At 49.7% G+C, this 24,170-nt stretch carries 19 protein-coding genes; 13 read left to right on the top strand and 6 right to left on the bottom strand.

Going from position 1 to position 24,170, the window contains the following annotated elements:
* Positions 1-16: 16 nt before the first annotated feature.
* Positions 17-1,048 (bottom strand): endolytic transglycosylase MltG, encoded by a 1,032-nt coding sequence (gene mltG, locus ACMYR3_RS05920; protein WP_424195439.1) that lies wholly within the window; start codon positions 1,046-1,048, stop codon positions 17-19.
* Between the two features lie 95 nt (positions 1,049-1,143).
* Between mltG and ACMYR3_RS05915 the strand changes: the two genes are divergently transcribed.
* The 6 genes from ACMYR3_RS05915 (at position 1,144) to ACMYR3_RS05890 (ending at position 6,244) form a co-directional block, all read left to right on the top strand.
* Entirely contained in the window at positions 1,144-2,142 is a 999-nt protein-coding gene (locus ACMYR3_RS05915; protein ID WP_424195437.1) for a YgfZ/GcvT domain-containing protein, read from the top strand.
* Positions 2,143-2,338: 196 nt separating this feature from the next.
* The gene (locus ACMYR3_RS05910; protein WP_424195435.1) at positions 2,339-2,647 is read left to right on the top strand and encodes a DUF4936 family protein; all 309 of its coding nucleotides are present in this window, start codon (positions 2,339-2,341) and stop codon (positions 2,645-2,647) included.
* On the top strand, positions 2,638-3,636 hold the full coding sequence (locus ACMYR3_RS05905) for an NRDE family protein (RefSeq protein ID WP_424195433.1): 999 nt from the start codon (positions 2,638-2,640) through the stop codon (positions 3,634-3,636). The genes ACMYR3_RS05910 and ACMYR3_RS05905 overlap by 10 nt, the downstream gene beginning before the upstream one ends.
* Before the next feature lie 226 nt (positions 3,637-3,862).
* On the top strand, positions 3,863-4,348 hold the full coding sequence (locus ACMYR3_RS05900; RefSeq protein WP_424195431.1) for a GNAT family N-acetyltransferase: 486 nt from the start codon (positions 3,863-3,865) through the stop codon (positions 4,346-4,348).
* 469 nt (positions 4,349-4,817) lie between these two features.
* A complete protein-coding gene (locus tag ACMYR3_RS05895; RefSeq protein WP_424195429.1) occupies positions 4,818-5,288 on the top strand; it encodes an N-acetyltransferase family protein in 471 nt (156 codons plus the stop codon).
* Between the two features lie 92 nt (positions 5,289-5,380).
* Positions 5,381-6,244 carry a hypothetical protein gene (locus tag ACMYR3_RS05890; protein WP_424195427.1) on the top strand — a complete coding sequence of 288 codons (864 nt, stop codon included), beginning with the start codon at positions 5,381-5,383 and terminating at the stop codon, positions 6,242-6,244.
* Positions 6,245-6,878: 634 nt separating this feature from the next.
* On the opposite strand, the gene ACMYR3_RS05885 is transcribed toward ACMYR3_RS05890, so the two are convergent.
* The gene (locus tag ACMYR3_RS05885; protein ID WP_424195425.1) at positions 6,879-7,835 is read right to left on the bottom strand and encodes an AAA family ATPase; all 957 of its coding nucleotides are present in this window, start codon (positions 7,833-7,835) and stop codon (positions 6,879-6,881) included.
* Positions 7,836-8,484: 649 nt separating this feature from the next.
* Here ACMYR3_RS05885 and ACMYR3_RS05880 point away from each other — a divergent pair.
* A complete protein-coding gene (locus ACMYR3_RS05880) occupies positions 8,485-9,258 on the top strand; it encodes a sulfite exporter TauE/SafE family protein (RefSeq protein WP_424195423.1) in 774 nt (257 codons plus the stop codon).
* Between the two features lie 157 nt (positions 9,259-9,415).
* Here ACMYR3_RS05880 and ACMYR3_RS05875 read toward each other — a convergent pair whose 3' ends face one another.
* Positions 9,416-10,963, bottom strand: a complete 1,548-nt coding sequence (locus tag ACMYR3_RS05875; protein WP_424195421.1) for a helicase HerA-like C-terminal domain-containing protein — start codon at positions 10,961-10,963, stop codon at positions 9,416-9,418.
* Positions 10,964-11,132: 169 nt separating this feature from the next.
* On the opposite strand from ACMYR3_RS05875, the gene ACMYR3_RS05870 reads away from it, so the two are divergent.
* The 5 genes from ACMYR3_RS05870 (at position 11,133) to ACMYR3_RS05850 (ending at position 19,888) form a co-directional block, all read left to right on the top strand.
* Complete coding sequence (locus ACMYR3_RS05870; RefSeq protein ID WP_424195419.1) at positions 11,133-11,855, top strand: YebC/PmpR family DNA-binding transcriptional regulator; 723 nt, start codon at positions 11,133-11,135, stop codon at positions 11,853-11,855.
* Between the two features lie 301 nt (positions 11,856-12,156).
* Entirely contained in the window at positions 12,157-13,425 is a 1,269-nt protein-coding gene (gene purD / locus ACMYR3_RS05865; RefSeq protein WP_424195417.1) for a phosphoribosylamine--glycine ligase, read from the top strand.
* Between the two features lie 30 nt (positions 13,426-13,455).
* A complete protein-coding gene (locus ACMYR3_RS05860; RefSeq protein WP_424196386.1) occupies positions 13,456-14,340 on the top strand; it encodes an alpha/beta fold hydrolase in 885 nt (294 codons plus the stop codon).
* A gap of 225 nt (positions 14,341-14,565) precedes the next feature.
* Positions 14,566-17,085, top strand: a complete 2,520-nt coding sequence (locus tag ACMYR3_RS05855; RefSeq protein WP_424195415.1) for a hypothetical protein — start codon at positions 14,566-14,568, stop codon at positions 17,083-17,085.
* Between the two features lie 313 nt (positions 17,086-17,398).
* Positions 17,399-19,888 (top strand): hypothetical protein, encoded by a 2,490-nt coding sequence (locus tag ACMYR3_RS05850; protein WP_424195413.1) that lies wholly within the window; start codon positions 17,399-17,401, stop codon positions 19,886-19,888.
* Positions 19,889-19,926: 38 nt separating this feature from the next.
* On the opposite strand, the gene ACMYR3_RS05845 is transcribed toward ACMYR3_RS05850, so the two are convergent.
* The 3 genes from ACMYR3_RS05845 to rimO are packed head-to-tail and all read right to left on the bottom strand — an operon-like array spanning position 19,927 to position 23,325.
* The gene (locus tag ACMYR3_RS05845; protein WP_424195411.1) at positions 19,927-21,240 is read right to left on the bottom strand and encodes a cystathionine beta-lyase; all 1,314 of its coding nucleotides are present in this window, start codon (positions 21,238-21,240) and stop codon (positions 19,927-19,929) included.
* A gap of 27 nt (positions 21,241-21,267) precedes the next feature.
* On the bottom strand, positions 21,268-21,882 hold the full coding sequence (locus ACMYR3_RS05840; protein WP_424195409.1) for a hypothetical protein: 615 nt from the start codon (positions 21,880-21,882) through the stop codon (positions 21,268-21,270).
* Positions 21,883-21,903: 21 nt separating this feature from the next.
* Complete coding sequence (gene rimO, locus ACMYR3_RS05835) at positions 21,904-23,325, bottom strand: 30S ribosomal protein S12 methylthiotransferase RimO (RefSeq protein ID WP_424195407.1); 1,422 nt, start codon at positions 23,323-23,325, stop codon at positions 21,904-21,906.
* 224 nt (positions 23,326-23,549) lie between these two features.
* Between rimO and ACMYR3_RS05830 the strand changes: the two genes are divergently transcribed.
* Positions 23,550-24,152, top strand: a complete 603-nt coding sequence (locus ACMYR3_RS05830) for a transglutaminase-like domain-containing protein (RefSeq protein WP_424195405.1) — start codon at positions 23,550-23,552, stop codon at positions 24,150-24,152.
* The last annotated feature ends 18 nt before the right edge of the window (positions 24,153-24,170 follow it).

Raw genomic sequence — 24,170 nt, 5'->3', positions numbered from 1 at the left:
TGACCAATCGTAATAACTATTTTTTCTGATAACGATTCACTGCCTGATTATGTTCAGGCAGTGTATTTGAAAATATGCTCGTGCCATCGCCTTTAGCCACAAAATACAGAGCGTCTATGGGGGCCGGATGCAAGGTGGCTTCAATGGCCGCCTGTCCTGGCAACGCTATCGGGGTGGGTGGTAATCCCGAACGGGTATAGCTATTGTAGGGTGTATCGGTCTGCAGATCATTTTTACGCAAGTTACCGTCAAACTGCGTGCCCATACCGTAGATCACAGTCGGATCTGTCTGCAACAACATGCCTTTTTTCAGCCGATTGACAAACACCGCTGCAACTTTGCTGCGATCCCGCGCATTACCGGTTTCCTTTTCCACAATCGAGGCCATGATCAGCGCCTCGTAGGGTGAAGCAAATGGCAAGGCTTCGGCTCTGCCCTGCCAAGCGGTATCAAGTTTTTTTTGTAAGACCTGGTGCGCCCTTTTAAAAATGGACAAGTCAGTACTGCCTTTGTCAAACCGGTAGGTATCGGGAAAAAACTGCCCTTCCGGATGATCCACTGGCAAGGCCAGGGCCGCAATGAGTTCAGCGTCACTCATGCTGGCAGTGGTATGCTGCAGCTCCGGTGTAGCATTCAAAGCCAAACGCATTTGCGCAAAGGTCCAACCCTCGATAATGGCAATCTGCTGATGTGTGACATCACCACTGGTCAGTTTGTCGAGCAATTGCAAAGGTGTGGTTTCGGCAAGCAACTCGTAATTACCAGCCTTGATCTGACTCGCCTTGTTTTGCCAGCGCGCCAGTAAGGCAAATTGCAGCGGACTGATCATCAAACCGGATTCCTTCATTAATCGGGCAGATGCCTTGGCGCTGGCACCCGCCGGAATCACAAATTGCAAAGGATAAGCCGACTCTCCCTGTTGCAATGGCGTACCTTGCAAAGGTGCATGTGACCAGTACCAGCTGTAGCCCGCCGCTACGCCGATGCTTAACAAAGCCAACAAAGACAACAATATCAACGCCTTGGCGCCTCGTTTTAAAATTTTCAATTTGGCCTAAGTGCTCGTTGTTAAAAGACTATTCTACCGTTCATGGTTTTTGCTTTATCTATAATCATTTCACATCACGAATTAAATACATAACAATGAACCCCATCACTGAAAAACTAGCGAATACAGTTGGCGTCGTGTCCTTAAGTGACGCGGCTGTCTTAACTCTGACAGGCGAGGATGCGGTTGAGTTTTTGCATAATCAACTCACCAATGACGTCAAGTCCCTCAAACCCGGCATAGGCCGACTGGCTGGTTACTGCACAGCCCGTGGCCGAATGCTGGCTACCTTCATCAATTGGCGCAATGAGGACATTTTATATCTTCGCACTGGTACAGATATCGCGGCCGGCCTGCAAAAACGTTTAACCATGTTCATCATGCGCGCCAAAGTCAAACTGGCGTTGAGTGAGCTGGCTGCATTTGGTCTGGTTACCCAGCAAGCCAGCAAAATCACCGAGCTAGTCGGTGCAGATATCGCACTGCCCACCGAGCCTTATGGCGTGACCAGCTTTGCTGGCGGCCACCTGGTACGCTTGCCTGACATGGATGAATTGCGGCGCTACGAACTTTGGCTAGATGCGAACCAATCGACCAACTTCATTGCCAAATTGCAAGCAGGCAGCCCATCCACCTCGGCGCTGACACTCGAGGACTGGCATTGGCTGCAACTCAAAACCGGTGTGGCACAAATTGTGACGGGTACACAGGAAAAATTCGTGCCGCAAATGGTCAACTTTGAGCTGGTGGGTGGCGTCAACTTTAAAAAGGGTTGCTACCCTGGCCAGGAAGTCGTCGCGCGCAGCCAATACCTGGGCAAATTACGCCGTCGTTCGGTGCTGGCACAAGTCGCTGCCAATGCAGTAGCCGGTGCTGAAGTTTTTTCTTCACTCAACGAGCGCGAAGCCACTGGTACCATCGTCAATGCGGCACCTCTGCCTGACAACCCGCAAGTCTATGAATGCCTGGTTGAAACCACGATGGACTCACTCAACAGTAGTTTGCATCTTGGCAGCTTGGCTGGCCCCGTGCTGTCACTGCAGCCTATGCCCTATGCCCTGGATGTGGATGTCACGGAAACCCGTAAACTTTAACAATCGAACCTTAACAACCTTCGGCATTTAAGGAAATCTACGTCACTATTGACCGATGAAAGACTGTATCCAGCACTTTGGAAATCCTGTCATCTGCAAGATAAGGACTATCGACAGGCACGGACTCAGGCAAGATACCAATATTATCGGGACCAGGGCTGCTGTAGACTGGCTGACTGATTTAAGGAATTTCATCATGCGCCACTTGTACATTTACTACAAAACCCGCCCCGAACTGGCTGATACCGTGCAGACTGCCTTTGCCCAGCTCGTCAATCTGCTCAATCATCGGGGTCGTTTAATGCGCCGCCCGGCCAGCCCGGATGCCACAGATAATCTGGTAACCTGGATGGAGGTCTTTGAAAACCTGCCCGATGATTTTGAAGCACGGCTCAAGCAAGCCTTGATTCAGACCGGCTTTGCCTATCGCGTGGCCAGCCCCCGCCATACCGAAGCATTTATTGAAACCAATGCACTGGAGGCCTTGCGCACCGCATGTGCCTGATCGTATTTGGGCTGCGCGCCCATGACGACTACCCACTGGTCTTGGTGGCCAATCGTGACGAGTTTTATGCCCGCCCCACAGCGCCACTCGCCTGGTGGCCAACTCAACCAACACCAGCAAATCCCACAGCACATGCCGATGCGTTATTGGCTGGCCGCGATTTACAAGGCGGTGGCACCTGGATGGGCGTCACCCGCTCCGGCCGCTTTGCCGCACTGACCAATTTTCGCGAAACCCTGCGCATTTCCAAAAGCAGCAAACCTTCACGCGGTGAACTGGTAGCCGCTTATCTTCGCGAGCAGCAAACCGCCAATCAATTTGTAGACTGGCAACAGGATGCCGCCAACGCATGGCATCCCTGGTGTGAGCAATATGAAGGCTTTAATCTGCTGATGGGTGATTTGCACACCCTGCAATGGCACTGGTTTGGCAACCGGGTACACACTCAACATGACGCCGCCGAAACCCTGAGCGACATCGCTGCTAATACATCCTCATCGCACAGTTCCAGGCCGAATGCTGACCAGTTATTAGCCAGCTTACAAAGCGTCAGTGACGGTTGGCATGGCTTGTCCAATGGGCAGCTCGACACACCCTGGCCTAAAGTACGCCAACGTCGACAAGCCCTGCAAGATTTCATGTCGGATTGGATGAGGCCTGCGCAACCTGGCACCCTCAAGGAATCATCAACTGAAACTGGGACGACACAATTGCATCAAGCATTGTTGCAGTTACTGGCCGACCGACGCACCGCGGCAGATGCCGACCTGCCCGCTACGGGCGTGCCATTGACGATGGAGCGCATGCTCTCTGCAGCCTTCATCCATTCAGAAGAAATGGCCTATGGCACCCGCTCGACAACCGCATTAACGGTGGATCGATACGGGAATGTTTGCCTGACCGAACGGACATTTTTTCCACAAACCGTGGTCAACCAGCCTGAGCTGGCGTGGCAAGATCGTAGCGAACAGTTTTGCTTGCAGCAATAAACATCAGCAACATACTACCAACCAGTAATTTTACAAGACCAATTAATAAGCACTTAAGCAACCAATTTATTCATATACTCCTTTAAAAATAGACTTTTTGGCAGAATCCGACAGTACGTCAAGCATGCAAATAAAGCCCACCTTGCCGACAAAAATTGACCCTCATTTTCTTGGCTTGATGGATCACGAGGCATTTGATTTATGCACCGTGTTTGGCTATATTTGAATGCGTTTACATCATGCTTTACATCCCATGGCGCCCCAGTTCCGGCCAGCCACTATCGAAGACAACGACGCCATTTTTGACATGATGGTACGCGTCATCCACGAGACGATAGACCCGGCTTATCAGAGTGAAACCATTGTTCATGTCACCACCAACCTGCGCTACTGGCGGCGCTGGCCAGAGAGTTGCGTCCATCTGGTTGCCACCGATGGTTTGGCCATTGTGGGTGTTGTGCTGGTCAGAAATTTCTGGAATTTTTGCAGTCTGTTTGTGACTGACTCACATCGCGGCACCGGACTTGGCAAGCAATTAACCCAGCAAGCGCTGGATGCCTGCCGCCACCGCAGTGCCATCGGCGCGCTCTATCTGGTTTCCACGCCCAGTGCGGTTGCGTTTTATCAAGCCCAAGGCTTCATCCCCAGGGAGTCCCGACAAAAGTTGCCACCCGGCTTTTTACCGATGGGCTACACCTTTACAAAAGATTGAAAATTTAAATATCCACACCAGCCTAACCAGTGATCAATTTAAAATTCAAATAAAAAATAGCCACCTATAGCGAAGTAACCGCGATCACCTTCTGACAAACCGCCCGATAAGGTAAAACTGCACCACCCTTAGCCCTAGTTGGGTATGCGGGTCATCACAAAGACCTAATGCTGCGTCCAACTACAACATCCGCACAAATAGTATTGCGTAATTCCTGCCATGAATACAGCCACCCACCGATCAAGCCGCCTACCAGCTGAGGTTGTGGCTAAACATCCATCTGCAAAAATTTAGGTTGAATAAAAATGGGTATCGAATATGAAATGATGATTAACCAATAGGAAACAGGCACTACGCTTGATTTAGACAACCCGCACCGTTACAATTCGATACATACATTTAACGTTAGGCGTCACAAGAGCCACTACCAATGCGAGTTCAGCTGCTACGCGAAGATCAGCACGAGTCGATGATCGATCTTCTTGCCGAAATTCACGCTTACTACAACCATGGCGCAGCCATCTCTCACGAAGTCATTCGAGAGCACCTACTGGAGAATCTGCTGTCGCCAAGTTCGCCTCATCAATTGGTGGTTTGCTCTCTCGATGATGGTGTTGTTATAGGGTTCGCAGCGATCACATTGGTTTTCTCGCTGGTTGATTTCGTCCCTGAAAAGCGCAAGCACTGCCAACTGAAAGAGTTGTATGTTCGATCATCAATGCGAAGCAAGGGTGCCGGGCGGGCGTTAATGTCATGGGTAGCGCGCCACGCCGCCGAGAACGGGTGCCTCCGAATCGACTGGCCAGTGAAAGTATCAAATGCGAAGGGTATTGCTTTCTACAAAAGTGTTGGCGCAGAGCAGGTAGTCGAGAGGCTCAGCTTTAGGCTATCCGAACCAAAGGTGAGCAAGCTCGCCTCGCAATGTCCGGAAGCCCAGTGACACCTAACCCTTCCATCAAGCTGACATGCCCCGGCAAGCCGGGTCATGCAGCTCATGTCAAACGTTAGGCGCCTTGTTTGTAATCCGAGAACGTGAAAAATCCGCTACTGCATTTTGAAAAGCCAACACTCCAAGCACTCTATGTAGAACTGTGCTTCGGCGATACTGTGCTCGCCTCTGGAACAGCATTCTTGGTGGCGGCCAATCGAGAGTCCGATTGTGTTGTTATCACGGCGCGCCACAACGTTACAGGCCTTGACGCTATAACAGGGAAGTGTCTTAGCAACACAGCGGTCGTTCCAGATCATATTTCGATTCATTTCATAAAGAACTCCGATCCGTTTCCGGAATGGCGCATAGTCAAGCTGCCGCTATTCAGGCCGGATGGAAGCAAATGGTGGGTGGAACACCCAGTCCTAAAAGAGAAGGCAGACGTTGTTGCTCTCAATTTAAAATGGGGAAATGATGTTTTTTGTCTTCCTTTTTACTTGGAGCGGCAAGCCGATGAGCCAGATGTCTTCGTTGGCCCTGGGGACACAGTGAGCGTTATTGGATATCCCTTCGGCCTCTCCTCAAGTGGCAAGCTCCCGGTTTGGGCCACCGGCTTTGTTGCCCAAGAAATTGGGCTGATTACGGCCGATAAGCCCACCTTCTTAATAGATTGCAGAACACGACAAGGTCAATCCGGTGCTGCGGTGGTCGCATACCGACCAGCCGGCTATCGCACCATAAAGGATGGCAGATTTCAAACAGTAGTGTCGGGCAATCCTGCGGCACAATTTCTTGGTCTTTATTCAGGGCGGGTCAACAAAGATTCGGACCTAGGTCATGTTTGGCACACAAGCTTAATAGCGGAAGTCGCCGCTGAAGCTATTTGCGTCAAGCGTGCAGCCGAGAAACTAGCTGGTGATTCAGTGACGCTCCAGAGTGGAGGAAATGATAATTGCAGTTCTTAAAGGCGCCTAACATTTCCATCAAGCGACGTGCCTGCGGCACACCGCTTATGTCAGGCGTTAGGCTTTAGAGGTGGTTCACTTTTGCATATGCTGTCGCTTGTTCGATCACGATGTCGGCATGCTCTAGGTCGACAGAAGTGAACGAGCTATCCTCCACAGAGTCGCCCCAAGGAAATTACGTCGCATAAGTTAAAGAAGTTGTATACGGTTCGCACTTTGGTGGAGATTCACCCGCTATTGAGGTATGGCTAAAAAATGGCGTTAGAAGTGAAATGCTTTTTCAAGCACCTGAGGGAGGAAGTCAGGTACGGACAGTATGGCAATCGGCTACCAATTTGAAGATTGTGCGTTCCGCATCAATGCCAGTCAGCCTTTTCAAGGCATCCTCGATGGGTGTCATAGTTGAGCTAACCGATGACTAGCCCTTTCACAACTCAACCCTAGGTTCGCCGCGGCGAGGCAATACCGCCCTCCGTGCCCCAGCCTGACTGTCGGATCAATTCGGACGCCAACATTGAAAATAGGGTCAGTGACAAATTAACCCATTAGAACCGAGCCAACCAAGTAATTAGGGCAAGGCGGCAAGGTTCTGCCAACTTGCCCCTTTCCACGCCCTTAGCAGCTAACCATTCCGCTAAAACCCAATCCGCGCTTTTTTACCCTGACGTTCTGACGAAATATCCTCTGGCAAAACCTTGTCGCGGCGCGCCAGTTTAGCCGTCCCAAAGGCACTCACCAGCAGGCGGCGCATATCGCGGGGTTTGAACTCGGCAATCTTTTCCAGCGCAGCATCGCACAACTGTTCGGGAAATTGCTTGCCCCAATCATGGCCATTGCGGATTTCTGCGTAAATGACAGCCGCAATGCGACGCGAACCTTCGGCGTCGGGTGGCATGATTTCGTACACATTCATACGGTTGAGAATGGGCTCAGGAATTGAACGCGCTTCGTTGGCCGTGGCAATCCAGACAATTTCGCTGGTGTCGATCGGCACTTCAGCAAACTCGTCGACAAAGTTTTTGGCAGTATCGTGTTCCAGCAAGCTATATAGCGCACCCAGCGGGTCATATTGCGAATCCCCACCAGCTTTGTCGATTTCATCGACCAGCATCACCGGATTGGCATAGTCGCCATTGACCAGAGTTTCAAACACCTTGCCTGGTTTGGCGTTTTTCCATTGTGAAGACGAGCCTGACAACACCCAACCCGCAGTCAAGGAACTCATGCTGATCATGCAATGACCAGTACCGAGCAAATGGGCAATGCGTTTGGCAAAATGGGTTTTACCAATGCCGGGCTCGCCCAGAAACAGCATGGGCGTGAGTTCGAGCGGATCTTTACTTTCCACACAGAGCGCCAGTTGCTTGCGGATGTCGTGCAGTGGTTCAGCAAAGTTGGGTAGATCATCAAACAGATCATCCATATCTGGCAAGGCAGAAGGCTTGATGGTGAAGCGCTGACCACCAGTTTGCAGCATTTTCTGGTAAGTCGAGCGCAAGGCTTCGTTAGCCGACTCAGTCAGGTTGTCGAGGGCTTGCTCGACATGGTGGATATGATAAACGTCTTTAAAACCGGCAACGGGAATCGACATGGACACACCTCACTTGGCTGAAGAAATCTGCTCCTGAAGTGATTTGGCAGTTCTTTAGCATTCGCAAAGCTGCCTATAGCACTGCTTATAGGGGGCTGCACATACGTTGCAACTTTGCTGTGGCCAACACTGTTACCCAACTGCTTCACTTCAGACCATAAACTGCGTTACCTATCCGTTAGGTAAAACAATAGCAAATTCGATACCCAGTCCAAAGTAGGACGGCAGGCTATTTTTGCCCGTTTATTCACGTTTTGATTCAATTTTGCTGTGAAAGGCGATGGTTTGAACCGCCAAGATGCCAAGGAAAGACAACTCTCTATCACCACCAAGACACAAAGCCATCACGAAACGCACTAAGAAAATCTGAAATCAAGTAGCGCTGCTCACTGCGTAGTCTGGGAACAAAGCATCATAAATAAAGAAAAAGTGCTGTCCCCGTACAGGTATCAAAACGCTCAAAGCACTTTTGACTTGGTGTTCTTTGTGTCTTGGTGGTGAAAAAACTTTTGACCTTCAATCTTGCCTTGGCATCTTGGCGATTGAAAATAAAGCACTTCATAACCTACAGCTATTAGGACACAACTACAAAACATTTCTTGTTATAAAAAATTGTCATTAGAATCCACCACAATTATTTGGAATTCTTATGATCGATTTTGCACAATCACTTTCCGGCTTTGTGGTCGGCGCTATTGTTGGCCTCACCGGCGTTGGTGGTGGCTCACTGATGACACCGCTGCTCGTTTTGTTATTTGGTATTCATCCTGCCACCGCAGTGGGTACCGATCTGCTTTATGCAGCCATCACCAAATCGGGTGGCACTTGGGTGCATGCCCGCAAAGGCACGGTCGATTGGCGCATCGTGCGTCTGCTCGCCTACGGTAGCCTGCCCGCTGCAGCGCTCACTTTATTGGTGGTCCATCAACTTGCTCCCGGTGGCCTGGGAGCAGCATCCAAGGTAATTACCACCTCGCTGGGCGGTGCCCTGCTACTGACATCGGCCGCGCTGATCCTGCGCAAACGTCTGAAAAACTGGGCGCAAAACAATGACCCGGACACGGTTCATCATCCCTGGAAAACGGTCGTCACCGGCGCTGCATTGGGCTTTCTGGTGTCGATTTCTTCCGTCGGTGCGGGCGCACTCGGCGTCACCGTACTGTTTTTTCTGTATCCTAAATTGCCGACGATTCGCATTGTCGGTTCCGATCTGGCACATGCTGTTCCGCTCACCCTGGTAGCCGGTTTGGGTCACTGGTGGCTGGGCAGCGTCGACTGGCATCTGCTCGCATCGCTCTTGGTCGGCTCTCTACCCGGGATTTACATTGGCAGCCATCTGGCTTCGCATGTGCCCGAACGCATATTGCGTCCCATGCTGGCTGTGATGCTGGTTTTGGTGGGCGGCAAGCTGATTGCGTTTTAACCAAAATATACTATCCAATAGTAATTTTTAAAGCTTAGCATTTACACACTTAAGCAGATAGTTTATAGACATACCCCTATTTTACCCATAAAAAAACGGCCATTTTCGATATATGAAACATCTTGAAAATGGCCGTTCCTTTTGGTTTTACCGAGTCTTAACGACGACGACTGCCACTTCCACCTAAAATGGAACCCAATACACCCCGAATGATTTCTCGACCAAGCTGACTGCCCACGGCTCGAGCAGCTGATTTGGCCATGGACTCCACCACACTGTCACGCTGACTGACGCGCCCTCGTGCTGTCGGTGCTGGCGCAGAACTACCGCCACCAAACAGGCCACCTAAAGAATCTTTCATCTTGTCGGCCATGGAGCGTTCTTCTTCAGGGACATTGGCCGGTGTCTGTGCCTGATTGGCGCCACCAACCGCCTTACCCTTGAGTTTTTCATAAGCCGATTCGCGATCCAGGATTTTTTCATAAACCCCCGCCACAATTGAGTTGTCGATCAGGGCTTTACGTTCATCTTGGCCAATCGGGCCAATCTGGCTGGCGGGCGGCAAAATAAAAGCCCGTTCCACAATATTGGGACGACCTTTTTCGTCCAGTAAAGAAACCAGTGCCTCACCAACACCTAGTTCGGTAATCGCCGCCTCGGTACTGAACTTGGGATTGGCGCGCATGGTTTCAGCCGCCGACTTGACTGCTTTTTGATCCCGTGGGGTAAAGGCACGCAGGGCATGCTGAACGCGATTGCCCAACTGACCAAGCACGGTATCAGGAATGTCGAGCGGGTTTTGCGTCACAAAATAAACACCCACCCCTTTGGAGCGAATCAGGCGCACCACCTGCTCAATTTTTTCAAGCAATGACTTGGGTGCTTCATTAAACAACAGATGCGCTTCGTCAAAAAAGAACACCAGCTTGGGTTTGTCCAGATCACCCACTTCAGGCAAATGCTCAAACAACTCCGACAGCATCCACAGCAAAAAAGTGGAATACAGCTTGGGCGAAGACATCAGCTTGTCAGCCATCAGAATATTGACTAATCCCTTGCCGTCGGTGGTTTGCATCAGGTCGTCGATATTGAGCATCGGCTCACCAAAAAACTGATCACCACCCTGCTCTTCAATGGCCAATAAACCACGCTGAATGGCGCCAATGGAAGCCGAAGAAATATTGCCGTATTCAGTCTGGTACTGTGCGGCGTTTTCACCAACGTATTGCAGCATGGCGCGCAAGTCCTTACTGTCCAGCAACAACAGGCCATTGTCATCGGCGATCTTGAAAACCAGTTGCAGCACGCCTTCCTGGGTATCATTGAGATTGAGCAAGCGCCCCAACAGCAGCGGGCCCAAATCAGAAATGGTAGCGCGTACCGGGTGGCCGCCAATGCCAAACACATCCCACAAAGTCACCGGGCAACCTATAAACTTGGGGGTATCCACAGCCAGCATGGTGAGGCGTTCTTTCATTTTGGGGGTAACGCTACCCGCATTGGCAATGCCCGTCAGATCACCTTTGACGTCGGCCAGAAAGACCGGTACACCAATCGCAGAAAAACTCTCCGCCAGCTTTTGCAGTGTGACTGTCTTGCCCGTACCAGTAGCGCCCGTGATCAAACCATGACGATTAGCCAGCGCTGGCAGTAAAAACAGTTCGGTCTTGTCAGTCGATTGGGCCAGCGAGATCGGTTGAGCCATGTTGATTCCTGTCAGAAGAGGCAATAGAAGGTGAAGAAAAACGCTTGCTGCGTGCTAAAATTCAAGGCTATTTTAGCCTTTGTGCACATCGCCAAGGCAAAACAAATGATAAGCGATTGTGTGCAGCCTGGTAGACAATCGCAACAACCATCGCTGGAGATTTTCGTACATGGCAGGACATAGTAAATGGGCCAATATCCAACACCGTAAAGGTCGTCAGGATGAAAAGCGCGGTCGGATCTGGACTCGTCTGATCAAGGAAATTACCGTTGCCGCCAAATTGGGCGGCGGTGATGTGGCGACCAATCCTCGTTTGCGCATGGCGATTGACAAGGGCAAGGAAAACAATATGCCCGCCGACAACATCAAACGCGCAATCGATCGTGGCACCGGCAATCTGGAGGGCGTCAACTATGAAGAAATCCGCTACGAAGGCTATGGTATTGGTGGCGCTGCCGTGATCATCGACACGATGACGGACAACCGTACCCGCACCGTTGCAGAAGTGCGTCACGCTTTTACCAAACATGGTGGCAACCTGGGCACCGATGGCTCGGTGGCCTTCATGTTCAAACATTGCGGCCAGTTTTTGTTTGCGCCTGGCACATCCGAAGACAAGTTGATGGAAGCTGCGCTCGAAGCAGGTGCCGAAGACGTGATCAATCACGACGACGGCAGTATTGAAGTCATCAGCAGCTTTGCCGACTTTGAAGCCGTCAAGCAGGCATTGGAAGGAGCAGGATTCAAGGCAGAAATGGCAGAAGTCACCATGAAACCCGATAATGAAAGCGTGCTGACTGGTGACGACGCCATCAAGATGCAAAAACTGCTCGACGTGCTGGAAGACCTGGATGATGTGCAGCAGGTTTATACCAATGCGGTGATGGAATGACACCAGACTGAATTAATCAGTTTGAAAATTGCAAAACGATTGGCCGCTGAAACACCAAGAAAATGCTTTGAAACATGAGACTTTGAAACATGAGACATAAAGAAATACAAAGAAAAGTCTGATCAAACCGCACTGCGTCCATATGGAGAAGGCATATGTCATGGTCTCCAGACTTCTGTGTTGACATCAGGAGATAGACCAGATTTTCTTTGTGCCACCTTGTGTCTTTGTGGTGAAAGTCTTCAGCTTTGCAAGTAGAACTTTAGCAATACCCTTTTCAAAATACTGGTTCAAATAAAACATGAAAATTCTCGTTGTAGGTTCTGGGGGTCGTGAGCACGCATTGGCCTGGCGCTTGGCCAAATCTGAAAAAGTGCAAGTCATCTATGTTGCACCTGGCAATGGTGGTACCGCGCTTTCTGGCAATCTGGTCAATGTACCCATTACCGATTTGAACACCCTGCTCGAATTTGCCAGGAAAGAACAGATTCACTACACCGTGGTCGGCCCCGAAGCACCGCTGGCGGCTGGCATTGTCGACTTGTTTCAGGCCAATGGCCAAAAGATTTTTGGCCCCACACAAAAGGCGGCACAACTCGAAAGCTCCAAGGATTTTGCCAAATCTTTCATGAAGCGCCACGGCATTCCCACAGCCGATTACGAAACCTTCAGTGATGCTGCCTTGGCACATGCCTATGTGGATCAAAAAGGCGCACCGATTGTGATCAAGGCCGATGGCCTGGCTGCGGGCAAAGGCGTGGTGGTTGCCATGACATTGCCTGAAGCCCACAGTGCCATTGATGCCATGCTGTCCGATAACAAACTCGGCGACGCCGGTGCCCGCGTCGTGATTGAACAGTTTTTGGATGGCGAAGAAGCCAGCTTCATCGTCATGGTCGATGGCAAAAATATTTTGCCACTGGCCACCAGCCAGGATCACAAGCGCCTTAAAGATAAAGACGAAGGCCCCAATACGGGTGGCATGGGCGCTTATTCACCTGCGCCCATTGTCACGCCGGAAATCCATGCCCGTGTGATGCGTGAAATCATTCAGCCGACCATTGATGGCATGGCCAGTGATGGCATTCCTTTCACTGGTTTTTTATATGCAGGCCTGATGATTGATGCACAAGGCAACCCACGTACGCTCGAATTCAACTGCCGCATGGGTGATCCGGAAACCCAGCCGATCATGGCACGTCTGAAAAGTGATCTGTTTGATGTGTTTGAACATGCCGTCAACGAAACACTGGATCAGGTTGAGTTGCAATGGGATCGTCGTACTGCCCTGGGCATTGTGATGGCCGCCGCCGACTACCCTGATAACCCACGCAAGGGTGATATCATCACCGGCATTCCAGCCGAGACCGAAGACACCGTCACCTTTCATGCTGGCACCAGCCTGGCTGGGGAAAAACTGCTGACCTCGGGTGGTCGCGTCTTGTGTGTCACCGGCTTGGGTGACTCGGTCAAGGTAGCACAGAAAAAAGCCTACGAAACCGTCAAACACATTCGCTTTGACGGCATGCAATTTCGCACCGACATTGGTTGGCGCGCCATCAAAAAATAATATTCAATGATTAAACCTCATCTTGATCCACTGCTGGACGGCTTTGTACAACAGCAGCTGGATCTGGGTGAAATCGAGATTCTGGTCAGCCAGGCTGGTCAGGGCGAGCCGTTATTGCTCTTGCATGGCTGGCCCCAAAGCCATGTGATCTGGCATCGCATGGCTACCCAATTGGCACAGCACTTCACCGTGATTGCCACTGATCTGCGTGGTTATGGCGACAGCAGCAAACCTGTGGGCCTGCCCGATCACAGTAATTACAGTAAACGCGTAATGGCCCAGGATCAGATTGATGTCATGCAGCGACTGGGCTTTGAACATTTTTATGTGCTTGGTCATGATCGTGGTGCACGCGTGGCCCATCGCATGGCGGTGGATCATCCTGACAGGGTCCGTAAACTCGTCACATTGGATATTGTGCCAACCCTGGCCATGTACGAACAAACCAGCGAAGCCTTTGCACGAGCCTATTACCACTGGTTTTTTCTGATTCGCCCTACCCCTTATCCTGAAACATTGATTGGCGCTGAACCACAGGTATTTCTCGATCATAGTCTGGCCTTATCGGGTGATATTCATGCGCTGTTTCATCCGGATGCCTATGCCGAATATTTGCGTCACATCCGCAATCCGGCCACGATTCATGGCTTTTGTGAAGACTATCGGGCTGCTGCTTCCATTGATCTGGAGCATGATCGTGCAGACCGCAAAATGGGCCGCAAAGTTCAATGCGACTTACTCGCACTCTGGGGCAACCAGGGTTATATGGCCAAGGCGTTTGATCCTTTGGCAGAATGGCAGGCAGTTTGCGATGGTCATTTGACTGGTAAAGGTTTGCCATGTGGCCACTACATGCCCGAAGAAATTCCGCAACAGCTATTAGCTGAAATCATCCCGTTTTTGACCACGCATTAAACCCCTCCCCCGCCCGAAACGGGCCACCACAAAACAACGTTCAGTTACCCATGAACTTGGTTAACGCTTGATTGGGAACATTAATTTGTAATCGTTTTCAATGCCGGGAAAAGACAGCGTTATACTTAAACTTGACAGTTTCAAGTCAACTTGAAATTGAATAACTGGCCTCAGACCAGTTGAAATAAATAAAATATATAACGATTGCACTCCCAGGGTCCAACCATGCAACAACCGATACCAGCACGCTTGTCAGCAAGCCTGCGCTTATTCTTTTCACTGATATTCTTGAGTCTGCTGCATGGCTGCGGGGGCGGAGGTGGCGGCAGCACACCAACCAGCTCCAATGACACGCCCACTACCTATACGGTTGGTGGCACCATCAGCGGTTTGACAGGCAGCCTGGTACTGGCTAACAACGCTAAAACGCTCAATGTCAGTAGCGGTAGTACGTCATTTGTACTGAATGAAACCTTCAGTGCCGCGCAGGATTATGCAATCAGCATTCAGACTCAACCGAGCAATCAAACCTGCAGCATCAGCAATGGCGCTGGCAAGGTTGCCAACGCTAATATCACCAATGTGACGGTAACTTGCGCAACCACTGCGCATGCCTTGGGCGGCGCCATTGCGGGATTGTCAGAAAGTGGTCTGCAACTGGCTAATGGCAGCGACAAGGTAGATGTGACAACCAGTAACGCCAGTTTTGTCTTTCCGCAAGGTGTGGCTGAAGGCGGTGATTATTCGGTTCGGATTGCACGACAGCCGCCCAATCTATCCTGCCAACTGGAAACGGGTTCGGCCAAAGGTAAAATGGGTACTGACACCGTGTCCAATTTGAAAGTGAGTTGTGTACCCGCTATTTTCCATAAGATCAGCGGTACTTTTAATGGTGTGCCTGCCGGGGCCAATATCTACTTGCAATTGGGCGATGATACTGCAGCTCATGTCGGTAAAACACTGTATGGTTTTTTCTTGCCAGACTCCAACGGCACGTTTGAGATGCCCCAAGCAGTGGCTGAAGGTGAACCCTATAACCTGATTGTCAAAGGTGCCAAAGACTATGGGCTGACCTGCTCCATCCAAAATGATGTCGGCGTCATGGCGACTCAAGACATCACCAATGTTGATGTGACCTGCTCTGGTATCAGCCATGCAGTGAGCGGCATCGTGACCGGGCTCACCACCGATGGCTTGATTTTGCGCGCCAATGGCGCACTGCGTATCAATGTTGCCGCCAATGCCAGCACTTTTGATTTTGGCAAGGCCTTTGCAGAAAACGGCTGGTACTCAGTTTATATTGAACAGCAGCCCAGCGGCCAGTTCTGCTCTTTGCAAAATGAGTCGGGCATCATCAGCAATACGGATATCAATAGCGTATCTATCAGTTGTCAGGAAGCTCATGATTTGATCGGCACTTTATCTGGCTCAATTGACGACAGTATGGTGATCTCCGTCACGGCTGACAATGCTACCTATACCTACAACCCATCGCGCGGCACTAACCATATCAGCCTGGGCAAAATACTGACTGGCAGCAACTATCAAATCACGACAGGCATCAACGCCAAAGATTTAAGCTGCTCGGTGGCCAGTGGTGGTGCCGGTACCATGGGGCATAGTGATATGAGCAATATAGCCATTCAATGTCAAGGTGCAATTGCCCAGTCCACCCATATCAGCGAGCTGTCCAATGATGTGACGATTGGCTATTCACAGGTGATTTCTCACACCACTTTGCGCGAATACCTGAACTGGGCGCAGTTGAAAGTGTTGTATGACGATGGCACGCTCAACATCTATCGGACTAAAAATGATTTGGTCATTACCAATGATGGTCACTCGACCTTCGATGATGTCAGCAGTACCCCGACCAATCTCACCCTCAATAACTTTGCAACCAATATCAAAGGTATTTCCGGCTATAGTGCGACCGGTGCCAAACTACTTGCCAGCAATGGTGTATTGGCTGATGTTGGTGATACTGGCCAGATTGCCATTGCCGGATATGCCAACATCAACAAACTGGCATTCCGTGAAAGCAGTCTGCTGGCTTTATCAACGACTGGCAAAGCCATTGCCAGCTACACAGGCTGCAATATCAATGGCACAGGTTGCCTGACCAATATTGCTGACGTTTACATTGCTGGCAGCACACCAGAACCTGTACGCTACGGTTTGTATCCAGCATCTCTGCATGAAAAAACCAGCCTCTTTGCCATCACCACCACGGGCACCGTTTATGGCTGGGGCTATGGTGCTGGTGTGCTGGGCCAAGGGCAACTTGATACCAACGGACTGGTGATTGAAGATGACCGCGCCAGTCCGGCCCTGATTCCTGGACTGACAGGCATCAGTAAAATGACTTCGGATATTGATAATTTCAATTTCACATCTGTCTTTGCGCTCAAAACCAATGGCACGGTTTATCGCTGGAGAACCAATGCGATTGCTGCAGACCAAAACAAAAGCTATGGTACCGAGTTCTGGGCCAAAGCCAATGAACTCGTCCCAACCATCATCAGTGGCTTGAATAATGTCAAAGAAATCAGCCGCAACCATGCCTTGTTAAATGATGGCAGTATCGTCCCCAATATGAATGACCTCAGCAAAACCATTACTGGCCTGCCGCTCATCAAGCACCTCAGCAATGAATATCTGATCGACTTCAATGGTCGCGTTTATCGCCTGCCGCTCGACCCTGTCACCAAGACTTATTATGTGGTCGAAGTGACACATCCATAAAATAAAGTGACGCAGTATCAATTTGAAATTTAGTTCTAACTGCGTCACTCAGCTTCCCACCCCCAATAGCCAGACTTTTCCACGGCCATTTAACACTGTTCACGACTGCAACAGATCAATCTATTTTTGTCGGTAGATTTAACACTTCCGCTCAATCAAACCTGAGTTTGATTAACAACACTAGGGTTTAAAGGCCTTTGCAATGCAAGGCACAGTTATTGCCAATACAAAATTAATACGTTTTGAGTCACCACAAAAAGTCATACGCTAACCAGTAGATCACTAAACGATCTACTCAATTTCTGAGGAAATCATGCTTCGTTTAAGTCGACTGGCAAATATTCAACATTCATTAGCAGTCTTGGTTTTGACATTATTAACTGCCTGCGGTGGCGGTGGGAGTTCAACCAACAATCCCAACCTTGGCAACAATAATCCCTCTGCTCAGGTCGCCTCTTATACATTAGGTGGATTGGTAAATGGTCTTACCGGTAGTGGACTCATTTTAAGCAATGGTAGCCAGACCGTGAATATTGACAGCGGTGCCAGCAACTTTGCCTTTGCGACAGCCATTGCTAGTGGGCAGGATTATTCGGTCAGCATTCAAACCCAACCCCTAGGACAAACCTGTAGTATTAGTAATAGCACTGGAAAAATACTCAATACCAACATCACTGATGTCACAGTCACTTGTGCAACCAATGCACATGCTTTAGGTGGAACCATTACTGGATTGACCGAAAATGGATTGGTTTTGAGTAATGGTAGCGATCAAATCACCCTCAATCAGTCCAGTAATGCTTTTGCATTTCATTCTGCTGTGGCAGAAGGTGGTAATTATACAGCTAAGATTGTTCGGCAACCGCAAAACCTCTCCTGCAAAATTGAACCTGGAACTGCCAATGGCAACATGGGGCAAGAAACAATTTCCAATATCAAAGTAAGCTGCACTCCTGCTATCTTTCATAATATCTCGGGTACATTTACCGGTGCACCAAGTAGTGCTGGGCTAATCCTTGGCTTTTCCCAAGGAATTTCCCTACATAATAATACTTATTCTATCGGCACTCTTGTACCTGCTAATAACACTACTAGTGGGACCTTCGAAATCAAAACCGCTATTGCCGAAGGAGAGGAATATGTACTAAATGTCTATCCCAAAAATGACTTTACTTGCACAGTCCAAAATGCAAAAGGCATCATGGGCACTAATGATGTAACGAATGTGAATGTAATCTGCTCGGTGAATAGTTACGTTGTATCAGGCAATATTAGTGGCCTGACCAGTGATGGGCTCATATTGACCAATAGCAGTGGCGATCAGATAAGCATCCCAAGCAATGCCACTCAGTTCAGTTTTAATCGAATCTTTGCAGAAAATAGCTATAGTAATCTTGAGGTAAAACAACAACCGACAAACCAATACTGCACGATAATTAACCCTCAAGTAAGCAATATAAATCATGACGTTAATGATATTAATATTACTTGCCAAGAGGCGCATAATTTAATCGCCGATTTATCAGGGGTTACACTGAATGGCCTATATGCATCAGTCAGTAGCACCAGCATTAACAATGGTATCTATCCGCCTAGAGGTTCTACTACAGCTGTGATTGGCAAAGTCATCGTAGGAGAGAGCTACTCTGTTTCGCTAAATACCCAAAAATATCTAAGTTGTGCAGCTACTTCAGGTTCAACCGGCACAATGGCGCATAACGATATCCATGTCATCATTCAATGTCAGGGAAAGATTCAACAATCTAATAAAATTAAAGAAATCAATAACGACTCACGTGTCGGCTATACACGCACCACTCACTACGGGAGTTTTGATTATCCAGATCGAGAGGAAACCGTTGTTTTACTCGATGATGGAAATCTTAATATTTATCGAACTAAAATTGATCTTCAAATATCTGGCCATGGTGGCTTTATCGATGTCGTGAGCACTCCCCATGAATTAGTTCTAAATAACTTTACAAATAATATCAAAGCACTTGGTGATAATCGTTTTAATGCTGGCAGTGTCATCACTAATTCTGGTGTTGTAAATAATATTGATGATTTAACCCTTTCCCCCACTAGCATACCTGTAACCGCAGCGAAAATGATTGAGCGAGGAAATCCTTTTGTGCTCGACACATCTGGTATTGTCTACGGTAATTACACTACTTGCACCTTTGCAACACCCAACAATTGCCTTCAAAATATTACGGACATTGCAATTGTTGATTCACACATGTTTGGTAATTCTAGTGGTCAATATGGCATTGAGAAGAGAGTAAGTTACTTTGCCATTAGTAATGATGGTCACTTATATGCTTGGGGGAGCGGCATGGGCATTCTTGGCTCAGGCCAGCTCGACAGTAGTGGCTATGTAAGTGAGGCAGACCAGGCCAATCCAACCTTAGTTCCAGGCCTAACCAACATCGGTCAAATTACATCTTTTGAAGACATAGAAAATTCTGCGGTAAAAACCAGCTTAACCTCGTATGACATGTATATTTTTGCGATGCGTAAAGATGGTACTGTCATGACTTGGTCAACCAAATCTAATTTTCAGACACCGCATGTCATCACTGCTTTATCCAATGTCAAAGAAGTGAGTGGCCGCGTCGCCTTATTACAAAATGGTTCGATCGTTCCCGATATGCGTGACTTGAGCAAGACACTCACAGGCCTGCCGCCAATCAAACATTTAAGTAACGAATATCTGATCGACTTCTCTGGCAAGGTATATATCACCGTACTTGATACAGTATCTAACTCATATTATTTTGCAGAAGTTTCACACCCGTAAAATGAGTGCTTGATGTACTCATGATTGTCGTGAGTACATCAAGTATTTTCTTCAAACACCCTCACAAAACTCCGCTGCACATCGGCCAGCACATCATCCACGTTTTCCAGACCGATATTGAGCCGCACCAAGGGCCCTTGATGAGGCCAGCCTTCGGGGCGGATGGCTTTCATATCGTAGGTTAGCGCCAGGCTGGTGGGGCCACCCCATGAATAACCAATCTTGAAGAGCTGTAAACCTTCGACAAAAGCGTCGGCTTGTGCCTGAATGATGCTGTCTTGAAAGACGATGGAAAAGAGTCCTGCGGCGGCAGGCTGGGGCTTGCCATCAACGCTGAAAAAATCTCGTTGCCATAGTGCATGGCCGGGACAATCGGCAAAGGCCGGATGCAACAGCAATTTGACTGGTGCTTGCGCCCTGAGCCAGCTGGCAATCACTCTGGCGTTGGCATCATGCATGGCAAAACGGGCACGCATGGATGACAGACCGCGCAGTACCAGGTAAGTATCGTCCGGGCTCACCCCAATGCCCAGTCGCATATGGGCGAGCTTGAGTTTGTCGAGCCAATGCCGATCCTGCGTGATGGCCGCACCCATCAACACATCGGCACCACCAGATTGATATTTGGTCAGCGCCTGCATGGCGATATCCACACCATGAGCAAAAGGTTTAAAGGCCAGACCGGCAGACCAGGTATTGTCGATGGCCACGGCAATACGGCCATGGCCTTGTTGCTCAAAGTGACGCACGGCTTGCACAATGGCCGGGATATCCTGTACTTCCATACTGATGGAACCCGGTGACTCGGTCCATACCAGGCGGGTATTGGGCTGCAACAGATTGGCGATGCCCGCCCCAAGATTGACATCATAAAACCGTACCGAGATACCCAGATCACGCAACAGGCCACGTCCCATTTCGCGGTTTGGGCCATAGACACTGGATGGCAGCAACACATCATCACCCTGCTTGAGCAAGGCAAAATTAATCATCGCAATTGCGGCCAAACCAGAAGGTGCCAGCACCGCCTGTGTGCGCTGATCGCCCTCGCCTTCAATCATGGCAAGCTGATGCTGCAAGGTGAAGGTAGTCGGCGTGCCATGCAGTCCGTAACTATAGCTATGGTCATCCCGCCAGTCGTGGTTGCGCATGGCTGCCAGATTGGGAAACACCACAGTTGAAGCATGATGGATCGGTGTGGTCAGCGCCACAAATCCATCTGGTGCGGCATAGGCAGGATGCATGATCCGGGTTTGATTATGCAACGCCGCACCGGGCTGACCGGACTGGGTTGGTAGATTGTTGGAAGCGGTTTGGTTTAATGATGCGGCAGGAGAAGACTTGTCTGACATGGGAACGGCCTGTTAATGGCCAGTCAGCTATTTGCGCGTCCTGACCGAAAGTGGTTGCAGATATCGCATGATAAACGCTTGTGGCGCTGCCGTCTGACCATTGGCATCCGGCTCGGGATTTCGTTCACCACTAATTTCCCTGGCGCATTTTGGAGTTGCGATCTTACCGGTCCACACCGCCGAAACATCAACCTCGTCAGCCGACTCTTCCAACGTCAACAGGCCATCTTCTTCATCACCGGCAAGCCAATATTTTTTGCCATCGAGCTGGTAGCTACCCTCATAACTGCCGGCAAATTCCGAATGTGGTGTCAAGGTCAGGCGCAGCTTTTTTCCAGCCAGCTCCGTTTCATATACCCCAACCAGTGTTTTTACAGCACCTTTATTTAAGCACTTAATAGGTTTATTTTTATTATCTTTGATGGGAGTATCATTATTTAAGGCATAAATTGGGACGTTCTGAAGTAGTAGCAACAGGCCTAAGGACAAGCCTAAGCACAGGCCAAATTGAGGTCGACATCCCGCCCCAGCCTGCCGACCATTAAACCCAACAAGTTGCTCAGGTTTTCTGACAAATCGGGTAGACGAAATGACGCTTTGCTGAGTCATTGGTGCATGAGGCCCATTCGTTTGCTCGCGCATCGGCATATGCTCATAAGCAGTTTAAGCCAGTTCGCCCAATAGATCATGACCATCCACACCAGTGATGCGAACTCGGGCAAACTCACCCGCCTTGAGCTTTTGCGAAATTTTGGTGAGTGGTGCAATGATCACCAGACCATCAATTTCCGGTGCATCGGCCATGCTGCGACCAATCCCACCCCGCTTGCCAGCGGCATGAACTTCATCGACCAAAACAGTTTGCACACTACCGATTTTTTTAGCCAGACGTTTTGAAGAAACGCGCTCCGCTACCGCCATAAAACGATCACGCCGCTCGTCTCGTACCTCATCAGGCAAGGCACCGGGCAAATCATTGGCCGTAGCGCCTTCAACCGGCGAATAGGCAAAACAGCCAACCCGATCCAGCTCAGCTTCTTCAATAAAGTCGAGCAAGGTCTGAAACTCTGCTTCTGTTTCGCCAGGAAAACCAGCGATAAACGTACTGCGAATTGTCAGCTCGGGACACACATCGCGCCAGGCGCGGATGCGGTCGAGGTTTTTCTCGGCGCTGGCAGGTCGCTTCATGCGCTTGAGTACATCGGGATGCGCATGCTGTAAAGGTACATCCAGATACGGCAAGATGCGACCACTAGCCATCAAAGGGATGACCTCATCCACATGCGGATAAGGATACACATAATGCAAACGCACCCAGGCACTATACTGCGCGGCCAACTCGCCCAATGCTTCGCAGAGTTGCGTCATATGCGTCTTGACTGGTTTGCCATTCCAAAAGCCGGTTCTAAATTTCACATCCACGCCGTAGGCACTGGTATCTTGCGAAATCACCAGGAGCTCTTTAACACCCGACCTGAAGAGATTTTCTGCTTCGAGCATGACTTCGGCAATCGGGCGCGATACCAAGTCACCCCGCATGGAAGGGATGATGCAAAAACTGCAACGGTGATTGCAACCTTCGGAAATTTTCAAATAAGCAAAATGCTTGGGCGTGAGTTTGACGCCTTGCGCAGGCACCAGATCCACAAAGGGATCGTGCGGCTTGGGCAAATGCAAATGCACCTGCTGCATGACCTCATGGGTGGCATGCGGGCCAGTTACCGCCAATACCTTGGGATGAATGGCGGTGATAAGGTCATTGCCACCCGCATCTTTTTTTGCGCCCAGACAACCGGTCACAATCACTTTGCCGTTTTCAGCCAGCGCCTCACCAATCGCGTCCAGACTTTCCTGTACCGCGGCATCAATAAAACCACAGGTATTGACAATCACCAGATCGGCCCCCGCATACGACTTAGCCGTGTCATAGCCCTCAGCACGCAATTGCGTGAGAATTTGTTCAGAATCAACCAAGGCCTTGGGACAACCCAGGGAAACAAACCCCACCTTGGGTGCCGGACCAGCAGACGTTGTATTTGAGTCGGTCAATGAGACGGCGGTAAATTGTGTTGCGGAGTCAGACATGAAATAGCCAGTTGAGGTAAACCGCTATTTTAATGGAGTCTCAAACATCATTCATTTTTTCTGGTCAAATAAGGCTTTGCCGTAAAATAAGGCAGGCTAAAACCGTCATGATTGCCGCGCAATCAAACAAAAAAATTGCACCTTGAAAACAATTCAGCTTGTTCAACAATCTGCCAACCAACGAATTGACATTGCCAACGACTTTATTATTCCCGCCAAGTGACATGACACACCATTTTCCACCTGCCGACTTTCTCGCTGCCAGCACCTATATTGACTTTGACCATCCGCTGGTGATGGCTAAGGCACAACAATTAGCGGATGGCTGCAGCGATCAGCATGCGCTCATCCAACGTTGTTTTGAGTTTGTGCGCGATGAAATCCACCATAGCTGGGACTTTCAACTCAATCCGGTGACCTGCAAAGCCTCTGAAGTTTTACAGTACAGCACAGGCTATTGCTATGCCAAGAGTCATCTGCTGGCCGCCCTGCTACGCGCCAATGGCATTGCCAGCGGCTTGTGTTATCAACGACTATCCGTCAACGAAAACGGCGCGCGCTATTGCCTGCATGGCCTCAATGCAGTCTGGCTGGGCGAGTACGGCTGGTATCGGCTTGATGCACGCGGCAATAAAGCGGGCATCAACGCCGCCTATACGCCGCCCCAAGAACAACTGGCATTTCGGCTGGCCGATCCGCAAGAATTTGATCTGGACGAGGTGTGGCCCATCCCTTTGCCAGTGGTCATTGATGTATTGACCCAGAGCACCACGATTCATGAAGTCATGCAACATCTACCCGATGTTGAAAGACGATCCATTCAATAAACTTACTTTATGCATCAA

Origin of the sequence: Ampullimonas aquatilis, from assembly GCF_049675895.1 — a bacterium.
Lineage (GTDB): Bacteria > Pseudomonadota > Gammaproteobacteria > Burkholderiales > Burkholderiaceae_D > Ampullimonas > Ampullimonas aquatilis.
This window is presented reverse-complemented; position numbering and strand designations above follow the sequence as displayed.